This is a genomic window from Flavihumibacter sp., from assembly GCF_036676075.1.
GTDB lineage: Bacteria > Bacteroidota > Bacteroidia > Chitinophagales > Chitinophagaceae > Flavihumibacter.
In genome coordinates this window covers 48,973-65,139 of the sequence record NZ_JAKFDQ010000009.1, presented here as the reverse complement: position 1 = coordinate 65,139, position 16,167 = coordinate 48,973, and the positions used below count along the sequence as shown (strand labels likewise).

The following is a 16,167-nucleotide window of genomic DNA, read 5'->3' as shown; positions in this document are numbered from 1 at the left end:
AAATGATAACCTACAGGTCAGTTTCAACTATTGATGAGCTGAAAGGTATTCTGGCTTTGCAGGAAAATAATTTAAAGGATAATCTTCCTGCTGAGGTGAAAAGCCGGGAGGGATTTCTTACTATCAAACATGACTTTGACACGCTCAAGGCGATGCATGATCTATGCCCCTCAGTGATTGCTGCTGACCAAAATGAAGTTATCGGCTATGCATTGGTGATGCCTGTTGGTGCGAGAGAGTTGATCCCCATGCTGGAACCCATGTTCAGCCAGTTCGATACATTGGAATATAAAGACAAACCGCTGAGTTCATACAGTTACTATGTAATGGGACAGGTTTGTGTACATAGCAACTACCGCGGCCAGGGCGTCTTTGATGGACTCTACAACATGCATAAGCGTTTGTTCTCACCATCCTATGATTTTGTGATCACAGAGATATCTGTCAACAATACAAGATCTATAAGAGCCCATGAAAGAGTGGGATTCAGGACCATCCATAAACACCACGACCAAACGGATGATTGGTTAGTGGTGTTATGGGATTGGAATGATAATGCTTAATTTTTCTTCTGCTCTTTAGCCCAGGCGTCTTTGAGGGTGACAGTCCGGTTGAAAATTAATTTCTCCTCATTGGAATCTTTATCGAGGCAGAAATATCCTTTACGTAAAAACTGGTACCTGTCATCAAATCCTGATTTCATCAAAGATGGTTCGGCAAATACCGTTTCCACTACTTTCAATGAATCGGGATTGATATAATCCTTGAAATCGCCCTCCTCGCTGGAAGGATCCTCCACCCTGAATAGCCTGTCATACAATCTTACTTCGGCAGTAACGGCATGGGCTATACTAACCCAGTGCAGGGTTCCCTTTACATTGATGCCGGAACTGTCTTCACCACTCTTGCTTTCAGGAATATAACTGCAATGCAATGCGGTGATCTTACCGCTTTCATCTTTAATGACCTCATCGCATTTGATGATATATGCACTCTTCAGCCGCACCATTTGTCCGGGTGCAAGCCTGAAATATTTTTTCGGCGCCACTTCCATAAAGTCGTCCGCTTCAATATAAAGCTCCCTACTAAAAGGAAGATCGCGGTACTCAATTTTTTCAGCTTCGGGATTGTCCTCGCTCTTCAGCATCTCCACCTGGCCTTCAGGATAATTCGTGATGATAACTTTAAGCGGATCAAACACCACCATCCGCCTGTGCGAAATTTTATTAAGATGTTCCCTGATACAGAATTCAAGCAGCGATACATCGATCAGGTTCTCCCGCTTGGCAATTCCTATGCGGTCACAGAAATCCACAATACTTTCCGGCGTATATCCTCTTCTTCTCAAACCAGTGATGGTAGGCATTCGTGGGTCATCCCATCCGGTTACATGTTTATCATTTACAAGCTGCAGCAATTTTCGTTTACTGGTAACCGTGTAGTTGAGGTTACGGCGTGCAAACTCATATTGATGTGAAGGGAATATCTCCAGTTTATTGATCAGCCAGTCATAGAGTTCACGGTGCGGAATGAATTCCATTGTACAAAGTGAATGGGTGATTGCTTCAATAGAATCACTTTGTCCATGTGCGAAATCATACATCGGGTAAATACACCATTCATCGCCGGTGCGATGGTGATGGGCATGTTTAATACGGTATAAGATCGGATCGCGCATGATCATATTTGGATGCGCCATATCTACCTTAGCCCTTAATGTTCTACTACCATCGGGGAACTCACCGTTCTTCATGCGCATGAAAAGGTCGAGGTTCTCTTCGCGGCTGCGATCGCGGTAGGGACTATTAACGCCGGGTTCTGTAGGGGTACCCTTCAGCGATGCTATCTGCTCTGATGTGGAGTCATCTACATATGCAAGTCCCTTGTTGATCAGGACTATGGCAAAATCATAGAGCTTGCCAAAATAATCAGATGCATATAATTCATTCTTCCAGGTAAATCCAAGCCAGCGGATATCATCCTTGATACTCTCAACATATTCGGTTTCTTCCGTAACCGGGTTGGTATCATCAAAACGAAGATTGGTATAACCAGGGTATTTTCTTGTTAGTCCGAAATTGAGACAGATACTGGACGCATGTCCTATATGCAGGTAACCGTTAGGCTCGGGGGGGAAACGGGTTACGATATGATCATATTTTCCTGCTGCCAGGTCGGCTTCTATAATCTCTTCTATAAAATTGAGGCTTTTCTCTTCTTCCTTTTTGTGTTCGCTCATACTGTTGAATCCTTTGGAATGGCGAATTTACTACCTTTTCAAAAACTTTCCCTGCAACAGTTCGGGCTCATAAACGCGCCCCGAATAAGAGGCTGCCCACCCTGATCATAGTACTGCCCTCTTCCAATGCTATGGTGTAATCACCGCTCATGCCCATGGAGAGAATATCCCATGGCTGTGCGGGGATGCTTTCTTTCTTGCTATCGAATAATGCTTTCAGCTTTTTAAACTCATTCCGAACGAGGGTGAGGTCATCGCTGAAAGAGCCCATGCCCATGAGTCCACGGATTTGGACATGGCTGAATGCCGCTGGATCATTGTGGACGGCCTGGATGATCTCTTCCAATTCTGATTCATCGAGTCCGAATTTGGTTTCTTCGGTGGCGATGAAAACCTGGAGCAGGCAGTTGATGACGCGGCTGTTCTTCTGGCCCTGGCGACTAATTTCCTTCAGCAGTTTGAGGCTGTCGACCCCATGAATCAGGTGCACAAAGGGGGCGATATATTTAACCTTATTGGACTGCAGGTGGCCGATAAAATGCCAGCTGATATCGGCGGGGAGACGGGATTGTTTATCTACCAGTTCCTGCACATAGTTTTCACCAAAATCTCTTTGGGAGGCTGAATACAGGGCGAGGATATCAGCAATTGGTTTGATCTTACTAACGGCTACCAGGGTGGCATTGGATTGCTGGCAGCGTTCTTGGATATTTTTAAAGTTGGCCAGGTTCACAGACATGGTGCAATTTAGGCCGAAATCCCGTGGAGAAGAAGGTCATTCGTGACAGCTTACCGCGGTGGAACTGGAAAAAAGAGATGAAAAATCAGTAAAAACAGGTCATTCGTGCCAGACGGGGGGTGCTATTCGTGACAGTTTACAATACTCCCACCGTAGTTTCTAAGGGGTTTTTATAGGGTTTTTGCAGGGTTTTTAAGGAGTATCTAGGCACTCTCTAGGCACTCTCAAGGCACTCTGACGGGGTTTGGTGCATAAGGGCAATTCGCTTTGATCTATAAGGGCCTTAGGCTTTGATGAGGTAATGATAGGATTTTACATAACAACAATACGGAGATGATTTATAGGATCCAAATAAAATTCGCGGGAGGTAGAAATTGATGCGCGGGAGGTATGAAAACTGGCGCAGGAGGTTTTTCCAATAGTTGGTTTTTGGGGTGCAGGAAATTTTTACAAATAGAAAGCAGGAGTTCAAATATTTTTATACATGGAGAAAATAGATAGGAACAAAACCTTTCGCAAAATGAGCATTGAAAACTTAGTGAACCAGATCAATACCTACTGTACATTATCAGAGGCCGACGTTGAAATTATCGAATCAAAATTTGCTCACAATAGTTTTAAGTCGAAAGAATTCATACTACGGCAGGGACAGATTTCGAACCAGATACATTTTGTTGAAACCGGTTTGGTAAGAATCTTCCACTTAAATGAGGGAAAGGAAGTTACGACCTACTTATCAAGCGATAATGGTTTTGTGTCGTCCTATTCAAGCTTTCTCTATCAAACAAGATCTTACGAGAATATTCAATGCCTGGAAAACAGCGAAACATTTTCCATCAACTATAAAGATATGCAGAGCCTGTACGAACTGGTTCCGGGCTGGCAAAAAATAGGAAGGATACTGGCTGAACAAAATGTTCTCTGCCTTACAGACCGGCTCTTAAAACTTCAATCTGTACCGGCTAAAGAAAAGTATATCGAATTTTTAAAAACTTCGCCTGAAAAAATTGTCAAAAGAACGCCGTTGATCCATGTTGCATCTTACCTGGGAATAACACCTGAATCGCTGAGCAGGATAAGGAAAGAAATTTCTTAACATTTATCAAACAGCGCGGAATAGTTATGATTCATTTTTGTGTCAACAACAAGAAAAATGAAACTAATAGCTGAAAATGTTTTCCAGATCCCTTTGCTACCAAGAAACAGTATCAATTGTTATGTTATAGATGATATACTTATAGATGCTGGTATCAGAAGCTCCGCCAATAACATATTTAGAGCGCTGAAAGGAAAAAAAATTACAAAACATGCTTTAACACATGCACATGCTGATCACCAGGGAAGCAGCAGTGTTGTATGTAACACTTTGAATATCCCGCTCTGGACATCTGAACCTGAAAAGGAAAATGCGGAATCCGGAAATGTTACAGATGAGTATCCCAATAAAAAACATCTTATAGCAAGATTTCAGCGAAAATACTGGGCGGGCGGAGGGCTTAAGGTTTCAAAGATCCTGAAGGAAGGTGATACTGTTGGCAGCTTTACCGTTATTGAAACCCCGGGCCATTCAAGAGGGCATATTTCGTTTTACCGGGAAAAGGATAGAGTATTGATTGTAGGCGACACGCTTGTAAATATGAATTTAGTAACTACCGTGCCGGGACTTCATCACCCTCCAGCAATTTTTACAACCGATAAGAAGAGAAATATTTCATCGATCAAAAAATTATTTGCACTGAATCCTAAAATACTTTGTTTTGGACATGGTCCAGTATTAATTGATAACGGCGAGTTAGAGCGGTTTATGAGGAAAATACATTAATGCATTTTATCTCAGATAGACAGCAACAAATTTTGCCAGCGGAGCCATTCTTGCCCTTATAAGTTGTAATGTATCGCCACTCAAATAATAGCTGTCAGTATTCTGAAGCGCTTTGAACATCAGGTCTTCCGTTTGCTGTGCATCGTTACAAAACATTTTGGTAGACGCTATGCCTGAAAAGGAAAGGCGATCATTTGCAGCCATATTAAATGATCCTGTGAAGCTATTACAACCACCGCTGCCGGTTACCCTGTTATCAGCTGTATGGAGTAACATATGTGGCTCACGTTTACCACTACCCGAAGCAGTAACTGCATTCCCATTCACTTCTATTAATTTCCAGTATTTATTGAGGCTGTTGCCTCCTTCCTTTGCAAATACATACATGGAGGCATTCTGCCCGGTGATGGCATTACCCTGCAGATCCAATTGTGTAAGCTGGTTCTCTCCCACCTTATAATAAATAGGTGCAGTGCCTTCCTTTATATTCTTAAGCTTGATCTGATTGCCTTCTTTATTCCATTCAAAACTTCCGGTAGAACTAATAACATCTTCGCTCTTACCTAAATAGCGGGTCTGTAATGTATAGGTATTGTTATCACCTAAAGTTATCCTGGTAAGTATACCTTCACAATCGGCACAGGGTACCATGCCGCTATAGGAACCTTTCCAGTCGAGTGAGTTCTGGCTTGTATCGCCCGTGTTCAGCGGTGGATTACAGTTAGTAAAAAAAATGATAGAACAAAACGTAAAGCACGCATAGATTAGCTTCTTCATATTCCCTGATTTTTAGATTTGTTTAATAAAACAATCTATCAGGCCTTAAAACTTAAACAGGATTGAGAAATCCCTTCTTGCTACTTGTTCTGAAACTAATATAAAATGAAATTTTCAAACAGAAATAAAAAAACCTCCCCTTTCGGAGAGGCTGTCAAGCAAGCAAAACCAAAAACTTATTTTAAGATGGATCGACTGATAACAATGCGCTGCACTTCTGAAGTTCCTTCATAGATCTGGGTGATCTTGGCATCGCGCATCAGTCGCTCAACATGATATTCTTTTACATAACCATATCCTCCATGTACCTGAACGGCCTCGGTTGAGATCCACATGGCTGCTTCTGAAGCAAACACTTTTGCCATGCTGCCACTAATGGTGTAATCGATATTATTGTCTTTCTCCCAGGCTGCTTTGAGGCATAGCAACCGGGCAGACTCAACTTTAGTAGCCATATCTGCAAGCTTGAACTGGATGGCCTGGTGATGCATGATCTCTTTGCCAAAAGCCTTGCGCTGTTTTGAATATGCCAGTGAAAGTTCATAGGCACCACTTGCAATACCCAGGGCTTGTGCGGCAATGCCGATCCTGCCACCGGCAAGCGTTTTCATCGCAAACTTAAATCCAAATCCATCCGCCCCTATCCTGTTCTCCTTAGGTACTTTCACATCGGTGAAAGAGATACTATGTGTATCACTACCCCTGATTCCCATTTTATTTTCTTTGGCACCCACTGAAACGCCGGGCCAGTTCTTCTCAACAATAAAGGCGTTTATTCCATGCGAACCCTGGTTAACATCTGTTTGGGCTATCACGAGGTAAACGGATGCCGAAGAACCATTGGTGATCCAGTTTTTTGTACCGTTCAGCAGGTAATGATCGCCCTTGTCTTCAGCAGTAGTGCGCTGCGAGGTAGCATCGCTGCCTGCTTCCGGCTCACTGAGCAGGAATGCCCCAATATAGAGTTCACCATCCTTCTTCCCCTGTGCCAGCGGTGTGAGGTATTGCTGCTTCTGCTCTTCTGATCCGTATGCTTCAAGTCCCCAGCAAACCAGGCTGTTATTAACGCTCATGCATACACTCACACTGGCATCGATCTTACTGATCTCCTCCATAGCAAGCACATAGCTGATGGTATCCATTCCTGAGCCGCCATACTTCGGATCTACCATCATGCCCATAAAACCCAGATCAGCAAGCTTCATTACCTGTTCACGCGGAAACTTCTGATTATCATCTCTTTCTATCACCCCCGGCAAACATTCATTCCGTGCAAAATCACGTGCCGCCTGCTGGATCATCAAATGTTCTTCGCTTAACTGGAAATGCATATGCCTGATTAAAGTGGAGCAAAAATAACCGAAAACAGTATTCAACTAACAACTGTTAGCAGGAAATTTTAAAAAAATCGTGTAATTGCACTAATTCCTAAGCCACTGTGGTTAGCTTCAATTTAAAATGTGCTGGCATGAATGAAAACGATGATAAGATGAGCAGGCTGGATGCTGATTTCTGGGATGCCCGTTACCGCAATGCAGAAACAGGATGGGATACGGGTAAGGTAACAGAACCAATGAAGGCTTATATCGATCAACTGCATGACCGCGATATAAAGATCCTTGTACCCGGCTGTGGCAATGCTTATGAAGTGGGCTATCTCCTGGAAAAAGGGTTCCGGAATATTACAGCCATAGATATATCACCACTGCTGACTGATCGATTGCGCGAAAAATTCAGGGAAGAGGAAGGCAAGAGATTAACAATAATTACCGGTGATTTTTTTGAACTGGTGGGAAGCTATGATCTCATTCTTGAACAGACCTTCTTTTGTGCACTCCCCCTATATAGAAGGAAAGATTATGTGAGAACCATGCACCGGCTTCTGAAACCCGGGGGTAAGATCGCCGGTGTATTATTTAATCGTGAATTTGTGGGAGGACCACCATTTGGTGGAAGCAAAGCTGAATATGAAGAGTTGTTCTCAGCTGAATTCAAAAAAAAATCAATGGAGCCTTGTTACAACTCCATTGATCCGAGAAAAGACGCAGAATTATTTATCCTTATAGAAAAAGAGAAATAATGGATTAATTACTTTGGTAATACAACACCATCTACTACATGGATCACGCCATTTGTTCCTTTGATATCAGCAGCTGTTACATAAGCAACTGCACCTGTTTCGTCGGTAAGCTTTACTTTACCGCCATCCAGTGAAGCCACCAGCTTTCCACCACTTACAGTTGTAAGAGATGCTTTACCACCACCCTTCTCAATAGCCTTGATCACAGCGGCTGCATCTACATTGCCTGCAACAACATGATAGGTAAGGATCTTCGTAAGGGTTGCTTTGCTTTCAGGCTTAAGAAGCCCTTCCACTGTACCATTTGGTAATTTGGCAAAAGCTGCATTGGTTGGAGCAAATACTGTGAATGGACCCGCGCCTTTTAAAGTACCAACAAGATCAGCTGCCTTCACTGCCGCAACCAATGTGCTATGATCAGCACTTCCGATTGCGATGTCAACAACATCACCTGATTGGGCCATAGCAAGATTCACAGAAAATAATGACATGGCAGTGACCATCATGGAAAGAAAAATCTTTTTCATACAATTCTTTTTGATAAATTTTTTTAATTAAAACAGTTCTCCGGGTGCAACTAAAATTTCCAGGTTAAGAGCTTGGTGGGGTATTGAATTAATAAACGGACTATCGCGCAAAAGGTTCGTCCATAGCGGGATTAAAGAAATATATTGACAGAATTTTTTCTTCTGTTTAGTAGTTTATTATGTGGCCAATCGTGACTGCTTAAACAATAAATCCATACCCTCATTTCAGGGAGCGAAAAAAAGCATGCAACGGTTAAGATATAGCCGCTGTCAATTTCTGCAAGCCGCGGTGAATCTTTAAATCACAAAAAAATTATAATGAAAACCTTACTGACATTATCTGCCTTTGCGGGCGGCTTACTTCTTATTGCCTGTAATAAAGATGATAACGACAACCTGAGTCCGGATGAAAAAATCCTTTCCTCAAAAGTGTGGAAGATCCAGTCGCTAACAACCAAGAGCACGGTGAATCCTGAGCAGGACAGCTCTATCATGAAAGATTGTATCAATGCTGCAACCATTCATCTTTATACCGGGATGAGTTTTGATCTCAAAGACAATTCAACTGCGGGATGTGATTCAACAGTTTTTGGATTTGATAAGGGAACATGGTCATTCAATGAAACCACCGACAGTCTTTACCTCGATGGCACTAAGAGAGATGTTGCCATGAAAGTGAGTACACTGGCTGATACAATGGTAGTGGCTACTTACAGGGATAATGTATCTCCCACCAATAATCGCGTTAAAACTATTACACTGAAGAAGAAGTAATAAATAAAGATGATCAGCAAATCTGCTGATCATCTTTTCTTTCAGATCAATGGTTCCTGCTGACTTAAACAGTGGAAAGAACCAAGTCCCCAGATGATCTCTGTTGAATCAATACCAACTACTTCCCTATCGGGAAAGCAACCGGCTATGATGCTGATGGCCTTCTCATCTTTTGGCGAACGGAAGGTTGGTACGATCACGGAGTTATTGGCTATATAGAAGTTTGCATAAGAGGCAGGAAGGCGTTGGTCATCGTATATAACGAGGTCGGGCATAGGCAGTTCAACAATATTCAGCTGCTTGCCATTGAGAAGTCGCATTGAATTGAGTTGCTTAAGGTTCTTTTGTAACAACTCATAATTTTCATCAGCTTTATTTTCTTCCACCACTGCCAGTACGGTGTCTTCATTCACAAAACGTACCGTATCATCAATATGTCCGTCGGTGTCATCTCCAACAATACCATCATCCACCCATAGCACCTGTTCCACACCGTAATACTTCACAAGGTATTCTTCAATCTCTTCCTGTTTTAATTCAGGGTTCCGGTTTGGATTAAGCAAACAGGCTGTTGATGTTATCAGCGTTCCCTTACCATTGAAATCTACCGAGCCTCCCTCCATGATAATACCCGGATAATAAACCGGTATATCATAATGCCTTGCAATCAGGGTTGGAATAATATCATCAAGATCATAAGGAGGATATTTCCCTCCCCATGCATTGTAATTCCAGTCAACGATCACTTTCTTTATATCGGCAGTTGGATTAATGAGGAAAGCGGGACCATGATCACGGCACCATGCATCATTGGTAGGATGCATAAAAAACTCGACCTTATCTAAATCAACACCTGCCTGCTGCAGATGAGAAACAGCGAAGGCCTGCATTTTTTCGTTATTAACGTTGATGCATACCCGCTCACTTTTTGTCAGTTCCTTTACGAATTGCGCATAATAGGGGAAGATGGTATTGATCTTTCCAGGCCAGGATGCTTCCTTATGTGGCCAGCTCAGCCAGGTAGCAACATGGGGATCGAACTCAGCAGGGAAATAATATCCTGCATCGCCTGGGGCAGGTTGCTGCAGACCTTTATACGGATCAGTTTTCATCGATAAATCTTTTAGTGATGGGTTGGTAAGAATCTATCCGACGGTCGCGCAGGAATGGCCAATGTGTGCGATACTGGTCTGTTTTGCCGAGGTCCAGTTCCATTACATGCACTTCTTCCTGCTCATGCGAGGCTTTATAAAGAATGGTACCGAATGGATTGGCAATGAATGATCCTCCCCAGAATTTCATCGCGCCTTCCTGTTCAAATCCTACGCGGTTTACACTCACTACATGTATGCCATTGGCAACAGCATGACTTCTCTGTATTGTTTGCCAGGCATTATATTGTTCTGTATTGGTGGCCTCTTCCTGTGAGGTGGCCCAACCGATGGCCGTTGGATAGAAAAGGATCTCAGCACCCATCAGGGCAGTGATACGCGCTGCTTCAGGATACCATTGATCCCAGCAGATCAGGACGCCAAATGTGGCAAATTTTGTTTTGAAAACTTTATAGCCAAGATCACCTGGAGTGAAATAAAATTTCTCGTAATAAGAAGGATCATCGGGGATATGCATCTTTCGATATTTCCCCAGGTAAGAACCATCTGCATCCAATACCGCTGTTGTATTGTGATAGATCCCCTGTGTTCTTTTTTCAAAGAGGGAGGCGATTATTACCACGCCCAGTTCCTTTGCAACAGAACTGAGAGATTCGGTTGAGGGACCAGGGATGGGTTCTGCCAGTTTGAAATTTTCATAATCCTCTACATCACAGAAGTAGAGAGAGGTGAAAAGTTCCTGCAGGCAAATGATCTGCGCACCCTTTGAGGCCGCATCCCTTATTCCGCTGATGGCTTTTGATAAATTCTCATCTTTATTGGCGGTACAACTCATCTGTACCAGGCCTACTTTAACATTCGACATAAGGCTCAAATTGAGCACCAAATGTAAGACATGTGAATGAAGTAAGCCTTCTCCTTACTAGGCCCTACCCATTTGCTTCAGGAAAGATACATGCGATGCGATGGCATAGCGTGTTTTTGGATATTCTATATAAGGAATACCATATTCAATGCAGGTATTGCGAATGATCTTACTTATAGCAGGATAATGCACGTGAGAGATCTTAGGGAAAAGATGGTGTTCAACCTGGAAATTGAGTCCACCCACCAGCCAGTTAACCACTTTGTTGTTAGTAGCAAAGTTGGCAGTTGTTTTCAACTGGTGAACAGCCCACTCATCTTCAAGTCTTCCGGTTTCAGCATCCGGCATTGGAAACGCAGTATGCTCAACGGTATGTGCCAACTGGAATACTATACTGATGATGAAACCTGCAAGTGTTGAGAAAATAAGGAATCCAACCAGCCAGGTCTGGAACCCAACCATATAAATAGGTATACCTACATAGAGTGCGAGGTTAACAACCTTGAACGACCAGAAAGTAATATGGTCGGCAACTTTCATTTTCTTAAGGGGCATACTGCCGATCTTGCTGCGGAAATACTTGGTATAGTCAAGCAAAAATATCCAAAGGATGTAGAGCAGGGAATAAAGCAACCAGAAATAAAGGTGCTGGTACTTATGAAATGAATATTTCTTTTGGGTAGTGCTCATTCTCATCCAGGGCTGGATATTGATATCGTCATCAATTCCATCCACATTGGTATAGGCATGGTGAATAACATTGTGTTTCACATTCCACATAAAGTGATTACCTCCGAGGATATTGAGAGAGAGCGCTGCGAGCCTGTTGATCCACTTATACTTACTGAAGCTTCCATGGGCTCCATCATGCATAACGTTGAATCCGATAGCGGCAACGATTCCACCAAGTGCCACACACTCAAGTACGGCAAGCCATATCACAGGGGTGAAGAACACAAGGTGAACATATACGAATACGAAAGCAATCAGTAATATGATGGCCTTGGTATAGAGCGTCATGTTTCCGGTAGTGGACTTACCTCTTTCTTCGAAATAATTGTTGATACGCTTTTTTAACTCCGCATGAAATGACTGAGCGGAATTGGAGAATTTTGGAGTAACCATTAGACTAAAATGAGTTCTTGTTGGATATTAAGATGCGAAATTAAGGGCAATGGTGGCAGAAAACCCTGTTTTGATTAATTTATGACAGTATTATGGTAAACGGACACTAGGTTTCATTCTGGATAATAGCATCTAACTTGCTGATTCCCAATGTCTTTTGTGTCCTGAACCCTTCCGCATATTTCACCCCTATTCTTTTCCCCAGCATCCTTGCCCTCGCCACCACGCTATCCCTGAAATCGGGAGTTGAGATATAGGTCTGGAGACCTTCATTCTCCATGTCAGGATTATAGAACTGTGTGGTATAGGCTTCAATAGCCTGCATCCGCTGTTCAAAGACATCGCTGATATCCACTAAAAAATGTGGTTCCTGGAGGCGGTCCTGGATATAATGGAAGATGTTTTTGGGCCTCCACCGTTCCTGGGGCTTACCATTCGGATCAACGGTTTCAATCTTTACCAGTCCGGCAAGAAAACAGGAATCGGCTATCAGCTTTCCCGCCCTGCCATGATCAGGATGACGGTCTTCCAGTGAATTTGCCAATACTATATCTGGTTGGTAAGTTCGGATGGCGCGGATCAGTTGCATCTGGTGTGCTTCATCATTTGTAAAAAAGCCATCCCTCATTTTGAGGTTCTCCCGAACATGGATACCCATTATACCTGCAGCCGCGGCTGCTTCTGCATATCGGGTTTCGATTGTTCCCCGGGTTCCAAGTTCACCCTGGGTGAGGTCGAGTATCCCCACTTTCTTTCCATTTTTTATTTCATTGATGATGGTTCCGGAGCATCCGAGCTCCACATCATCGGGGTGTACACCTATTGCCAGAATATCTAGTTTCATAGGGTGCAAATGTACTGAGTTTATTATCCTACCTTTGCGCAAATTTTGATATATGATTACATTCGAAGGGTTAGGTCTTGATGAGCGATTGGTAAAAGCTACTTCAGCACTTGGATACATTAACCCTACTACCATACAAGAGAAAGCAATTCCTGTATTATTGAGCGGCACAACCGATTTTATCGGTCTGGCCCAAACCGGCACCGGTAAAACGGCGGCCTTCGGACTTCCCCTATTACAACTGATAAAGGCTACCGACAAATATCCACAGGCCCTGATCGTTTGTCCCACCCGCGAACTCTGCATGCAGATCGTGAACGAGATGGAGTCCTTTAAAAAGCATATGACAGGCATTAACCTGGTAGCTGTTTATGGAGGCACACCTATTGGCGGACAGATCCGCGAAATCAAGCGTGGCGTTCAGATAGTGGTGGCTACACCAGGCCGTCTGATCGACCTAATAGAACGCAAAGCGATCAACCTGGACCAGATCAAATATGTTGTTCTTGATGAAGCGGATGAGATGCTGAACATGGGTTTCCAGGATGATATTGAATTCATCCTGAAGAACACGCCCCTGCGTGAGAGCACCTGGTTATTCAGTGCAACAATGCCTACCGAAATTAAAAAGGTGAGCAAAAAGTACATGAAGGATCCGAAAGAAGTACAGGTTGGAAAAGTGAACACCGGTAACAAGGACATTGACCATCAGTATTTTGTTGTGAGTGCCCAGCACCGTTATGACGCACTGAAAAGACTTATCGATTTCAATCCGGGCATGTATGGCATCATCTTCACCCGTACCAAGCTGGATGCACAGGATATTGCCGAGAAGCTTACCAGGGAAGGTTATGATATTGATGCATTGCATGGTGACCTTACCCAGGCGCAGCGTGATAAGGTAATGGGACAGTTTCGTGATAAGACCCTCCAGTTACTGATTGCTACTGATGTTGCCGCAAGAGGTATTGATGTACAGGGTATAACCCATGTCATCAACTTTGAGCTTCCAGATGATATGGAAGTTTATACCCACAGAAGTGGCCGTACAGGAAGAGCAGGTAAGACAGGCGTTTGTATGTCGATCATACATAGCCGTGAAACATTCCGCCTCCGACAGATAGAGCGACTTATCCAGGCACCATTCCATAAAATGGAAATACCAACGGGTAAGGATGTTTGTCGCAAGCAGTTTTTCTATTTCATGGATAAATTGTTGCAGACCGATATCAGTCATGGCAATTATGAGACCTATGTTCCCATGCTGGAAGAAAAATTCGCTGACATCAGCAAGGAAGATATCCTTAAGCGTGTTGCCGCGATGGAGTTTGACCGCTTCCTGAAATATTATGATAATGCGGAAGACCTGAACCTCCGCGATGATAAGAGAACAAGGGTTTCTCCAATGCGTGATGGTGCTGGCCGCGACCAGGCCCGTACACGGGATACACGTGGCCGTGAGTTTGCCGGAACAGGAAATTATACCAAGCTCTTTGTTAACCTTGGCACGAAAGATGGTTTCTATAAAGCAAGCTTCCTGCAATACATCCTCGACCTGAGTGAGATCAAAAAAGAATCACTTGGAAGGATCGATATGAAGGAAATGAACAGCTGGATCGAGATCGATAAGTCATCTGCCAACAAGATGATAAAAGCACTTGATGGCAAAACTTACAAGGGTCGCAGGATCCGTATGAATGATGCCAGCAGCCGTTGAGGTTTGGCCAATTGAGGTCGGTAAAGTAGATTCGCAAATACTCAAATCAATAAATAACTAAATAATTCAATATGGCATACGATGTTATCGTCATAGGTAGCGGCCCGGGTGGGTATGTGGCTGCTATCCGTGCATCCCAGCTGGGTTTTAAAACAGCTATTATAGAAAAGGAAAGCCTGGGTGGCGTTTGTCTTAACTGGGGATGTATCCCAACCAAAGCACTCCTGAAGAGTGCCCAGGTTATGGAATATGTGAAGCACGCAAAGGACTATGGTATAGAAGCCACAGGAACCCACAATTTTGAAGCTGTTATAAAGCGCAGCAGAGGTGTTGCCGATAAAATGAGTAAGGGAGTTCAGTTCCTGATGAAGAAGAATAAGATCGACGTGATCATGGGTTTTGGAAAGGTGAAAGGGAAAGGAAAAGTTGAAGTAACGAAAGCAGATGGCAATAAGGAAACTGTAGAAGGAAAGTACATCATCATCGCTACGGGTGGCCGTAGCCGTGAGCTTCCCAACCTTAAGCAGGATGGAAAGAAAGTTATTGGTTACCGTGAAGCGATGTCATTGCCAACCCAGCCAAAAAGCATGATCGTTGTTGGAAGTGGTGCCATTGGTGTTGAGTTCGCTTATTTCTATAACAGCATGGGTACTAAGGTTACCATCGTTGAGTTCATGCCACGTGTAGTTCCTGTTGAAGATGATGACATCTCTAAAGAACTGGAAAAGCAATACAAGAAGCAGGGCATTGAGATCATGACCAATGCATCTGTTGAAAGTCTCGACAGCTCTGGCAATGGCGTTAAAGCAAAGGTGAAGACAGCAACTGGCGAGATCACGCTTGAAGCAGATGTTGTTCTGAGTGCAGTTGGTGTGTCTGCTAATATTGAAGGAATCGGACTGGAAGAAACTGGTATTAAAACAGACAAGGGTCGTATAGTAGTTGATAAATTCTACCAGACAAGTGTTCAGGGTATTTATGCCATTGGGGATTGTGTTCCTGGTCAGGCGCTTGCGCACGTAGCTTCCAAGGAAGGCATCATCTGTGTTGAGAGCATTGGATACAATGAGAAAAAATACAACCATCAACCGGAAGCACTGGATTATGGAAATGTGCCGGGCTGTACATATTGTACACCTGAGATCGCTTCCGTTGGTTTCACGGAGAAGGCTGCAAAAGAAGCCGGCTATGAGATCAAGGTTGGTAAGTTTCCATTGAGTGCATCAGGAAAAGCATCTGCTGCCGGAGCAACAGAAGGTTTTGTAAAAGTGATCTTCGATGCCAAGTACGGCGAATGGCTGGGCACACACATGATCGGTTATAATGTAACCGAACTCATTGCTGAAACTGTTGTGGCGCGTAAACTGGAGACTACATATCATGAGGTGTTGAATAGTATCCATCCTCACCCAACCATCAGTGAAAGCATCAAAGATGCCATTGAGGTTGCTTATGGTGAAGCTATCCACCTGTAAACAATTTATATGCATTGAAAAAAGGTTCCATATTTTTATGGAACCTTTTTTATTGGGCATAATAGTCAGCA

The 16,167-nt window shown here is 43.4% G+C and carries 16 protein-coding genes; 7 read left to right on the top strand and 9 right to left on the bottom strand.

The features are described 5' to 3' along the window. The first annotated feature begins 2 nt into the window (after positions 1 to 2). Positions 3 to 563 (top strand): GNAT family N-acetyltransferase, encoded by a 561-nt coding sequence (locus tag V6M43_RS09085; RefSeq protein WP_332734500.1) that lies wholly within the window; start codon positions 3 to 5, stop codon positions 561 to 563. Here V6M43_RS09085 and V6M43_RS09080 read toward each other — a convergent pair. Together V6M43_RS09080 and V6M43_RS09075 are read right to left on the bottom strand one after the other, a co-directional pair. Continuing rightward, a complete protein-coding gene (locus V6M43_RS09080) occupies positions 560 to 2,239 on the bottom strand; it encodes a glutamine--tRNA ligase/YqeY domain fusion protein (protein ID WP_332734498.1) in 1,680 nt (559 codons plus the stop codon). The genes V6M43_RS09085 and V6M43_RS09080 overlap by 4 nt on opposite strands. Positions 2,240 to 2,306: 67 nt before the next feature. Beyond that, complete coding sequence (locus V6M43_RS09075) at positions 2,307 to 2,978, bottom strand: YggS family pyridoxal phosphate-dependent enzyme (protein ID WP_332734496.1); 672 nt, start codon at positions 2,976 to 2,978, stop codon at positions 2,307 to 2,309. Positions 2,979 to 3,462: 484 nt separating this feature from the next. Here V6M43_RS09075 and V6M43_RS09070 point away from each other — a divergent pair, with 484 nt between their 5' ends. Both V6M43_RS09070 and V6M43_RS09065 read left to right on the top strand, forming a co-directional pair. Next, positions 3,463 to 4,074 (top strand): Crp/Fnr family transcriptional regulator, encoded by a 612-nt coding sequence (locus V6M43_RS09070; protein WP_332734494.1) that lies wholly within the window; start codon positions 3,463 to 3,465, stop codon positions 4,072 to 4,074. A gap of 57 nt (positions 4,075 to 4,131) precedes the next feature. Next, entirely contained in the window at positions 4,132 to 4,800 is a 669-nt protein-coding gene (locus tag V6M43_RS09065) for an MBL fold metallo-hydrolase (protein ID WP_332734493.1), read from the top strand. 6 nt (positions 4,801 to 4,806) lie between these two features. On the opposite strand, the gene V6M43_RS09060 is transcribed toward V6M43_RS09065, so the two are convergent. Beyond that, positions 4,807 to 5,577 (bottom strand): copper resistance protein NlpE N-terminal domain-containing protein, encoded by a 771-nt coding sequence (locus tag V6M43_RS09060; RefSeq protein WP_332734492.1) that lies wholly within the window; start codon positions 5,575 to 5,577, stop codon positions 4,807 to 4,809. Between the two features lie 176 nt (positions 5,578 to 5,753). Further along, on the bottom strand, positions 5,754 to 6,908 hold the full coding sequence (locus tag V6M43_RS09055; RefSeq protein WP_332734490.1) for an acyl-CoA dehydrogenase: 1,155 nt from the start codon (positions 6,906 to 6,908) through the stop codon (positions 5,754 to 5,756). 137 nt (positions 6,909 to 7,045) lie between these two features. Between V6M43_RS09055 and V6M43_RS09050 the strand changes: the two genes are divergently transcribed. After that, complete coding sequence (locus V6M43_RS09050) at positions 7,046 to 7,657, top strand: methyltransferase domain-containing protein (protein WP_332734488.1); 612 nt, start codon at positions 7,046 to 7,048, stop codon at positions 7,655 to 7,657. 8 nt (positions 7,658 to 7,665) lie between these two features. On the opposite strand, the gene V6M43_RS09045 is transcribed toward V6M43_RS09050, so the two are convergent. Further along, positions 7,666 to 8,184 carry a fasciclin domain-containing protein gene (locus tag V6M43_RS09045; protein ID WP_332734486.1) on the bottom strand — a complete coding sequence of 173 codons (519 nt, stop codon included), beginning with the start codon at positions 8,182 to 8,184 and terminating at the stop codon, positions 7,666 to 7,668. Positions 8,185 to 8,502: 318 nt separating this feature from the next. On the opposite strand from V6M43_RS09045, the gene V6M43_RS09040 reads away from it, so the two are divergent. After that, complete coding sequence (locus V6M43_RS09040) at positions 8,503 to 8,958, top strand: hypothetical protein (RefSeq protein ID WP_332734484.1); 456 nt, start codon at positions 8,503 to 8,505, stop codon at positions 8,956 to 8,958. A gap of 41 nt (positions 8,959 to 8,999) precedes the next feature. Here the strand turns inward: V6M43_RS09040 and V6M43_RS09035 are convergent, their stop codons facing one another. From V6M43_RS09035 to bshB1, 4 genes are all read right to left on the bottom strand, one after another. Further along, positions 9,000 to 10,070 (bottom strand): agmatine deiminase family protein, encoded by a 1,071-nt coding sequence (locus V6M43_RS09035; RefSeq protein ID WP_332734482.1) that lies wholly within the window; start codon positions 10,068 to 10,070, stop codon positions 9,000 to 9,002. Beyond that, positions 10,060 to 10,935, bottom strand: a complete 876-nt coding sequence (locus V6M43_RS09030; protein ID WP_332734480.1) for a carbon-nitrogen hydrolase — start codon at positions 10,933 to 10,935, stop codon at positions 10,060 to 10,062. Before V6M43_RS09030 ends, V6M43_RS09035 begins: the two co-directional genes overlap by 11 nt. A 57-nt stretch (positions 10,936 to 10,992) precedes the next feature. Beyond that, positions 10,993 to 12,060 carry a fatty acid desaturase family protein gene (locus V6M43_RS09025; RefSeq protein ID WP_332734478.1) on the bottom strand — a complete coding sequence of 356 codons (1,068 nt, stop codon included), beginning with the start codon at positions 12,058 to 12,060 and terminating at the stop codon, positions 10,993 to 10,995. Between the two features lie 106 nt (positions 12,061 to 12,166). Continuing rightward, positions 12,167 to 12,904 (bottom strand): bacillithiol biosynthesis deacetylase BshB1, encoded by a 738-nt coding sequence (bshB1, locus tag V6M43_RS09020; RefSeq protein ID WP_332734476.1) that lies wholly within the window; start codon positions 12,902 to 12,904, stop codon positions 12,167 to 12,169. A gap of 52 nt (positions 12,905 to 12,956) precedes the next feature. Between bshB1 and V6M43_RS09015 the strand changes: the two genes are divergently transcribed. Beyond that, positions 12,957 to 14,621: a DEAD/DEAH box helicase gene (locus V6M43_RS09015; protein ID WP_332734474.1), complete on the top strand. Its 1,665-nt coding sequence runs from the start codon at positions 12,957 to 12,959 to the stop codon at positions 14,619 to 14,621. Between the two features lie 71 nt (positions 14,622 to 14,692). Next, positions 14,693 to 16,096 (top strand): dihydrolipoyl dehydrogenase, encoded by a 1,404-nt coding sequence (lpdA, locus tag V6M43_RS09010; protein WP_332734472.1) that lies wholly within the window; start codon positions 14,693 to 14,695, stop codon positions 16,094 to 16,096. Positions 16,097 to 16,167 lie beyond the last annotated feature (71 nt).

Bases quoted from the DNA above. Each gene is read 5' to 3' on its own strand.
- V6M43_RS09085 (WP_332734500.1), top strand. From the start codon at position 3: ATGATAACCTACAGGTCAGTTTCAACTATTGATGAGCTGAAAGGTATT.
- V6M43_RS09080 (WP_332734498.1), bottom strand. From the start codon at position 2,239: ATGAGCGAACACAAAAAGGAAGAAGAGAAAAGCCTCAATTTTATAGAA.
- V6M43_RS09075 (WP_332734496.1), bottom strand. From the start codon at position 2,978: ATGTCTGTGAACCTGGCCAACTTTAAAAATATCCAAGAACGCTGCCAG.
- V6M43_RS09070 (WP_332734494.1), top strand. From the start codon at position 3,463: ATGGAGAAAATAGATAGGAACAAAACCTTTCGCAAAATGAGCATTGAA.
- V6M43_RS09065 (WP_332734493.1), top strand. From the start codon at position 4,132: ATGAAACTAATAGCTGAAAATGTTTTCCAGATCCCTTTGCTACCAAGA.
- V6M43_RS09060 (WP_332734492.1), bottom strand. From the start codon at position 5,577: ATGAAGAAGCTAATCTATGCGTGCTTTACGTTTTGTTCTATCATTTTT.
- V6M43_RS09055 (WP_332734490.1), bottom strand. From the start codon at position 6,908: ATGCATTTCCAGTTAAGCGAAGAACATTTGATGATCCAGCAGGCGGCA.
- V6M43_RS09050 (WP_332734488.1), top strand. From the start codon at position 7,046: ATGAATGAAAACGATGATAAGATGAGCAGGCTGGATGCTGATTTCTGG.
- V6M43_RS09045 (WP_332734486.1), bottom strand. From the start codon at position 8,184: ATGAAAAAGATTTTTCTTTCCATGATGGTCACTGCCATGTCATTATTT.
- V6M43_RS09040 (WP_332734484.1), top strand. From the start codon at position 8,503: ATGAAAACCTTACTGACATTATCTGCCTTTGCGGGCGGCTTACTTCTT.
- V6M43_RS09035 (WP_332734482.1), bottom strand. From the start codon at position 10,070: ATGAAAACTGATCCGTATAAAGGTCTGCAGCAACCTGCCCCAGGCGAT.
- V6M43_RS09030 (WP_332734480.1), bottom strand. From the start codon at position 10,935: ATGTCGAATGTTAAAGTAGGCCTGGTACAGATGAGTTGTACCGCCAAT.
- V6M43_RS09025 (WP_332734478.1), bottom strand. From the start codon at position 12,060: ATGGTTACTCCAAAATTCTCCAATTCCGCTCAGTCATTTCATGCGGAG.
- bshB1 (WP_332734476.1), bottom strand. From the start codon at position 12,904: ATGAAACTAGATATTCTGGCAATAGGTGTACACCCCGATGATGTGGAG.
- V6M43_RS09015 (WP_332734474.1), top strand. From the start codon at position 12,957: ATGATTACATTCGAAGGGTTAGGTCTTGATGAGCGATTGGTAAAAGCT.
- lpdA (WP_332734472.1), top strand. From the start codon at position 14,693: ATGGCATACGATGTTATCGTCATAGGTAGCGGCCCGGGTGGGTATGTG.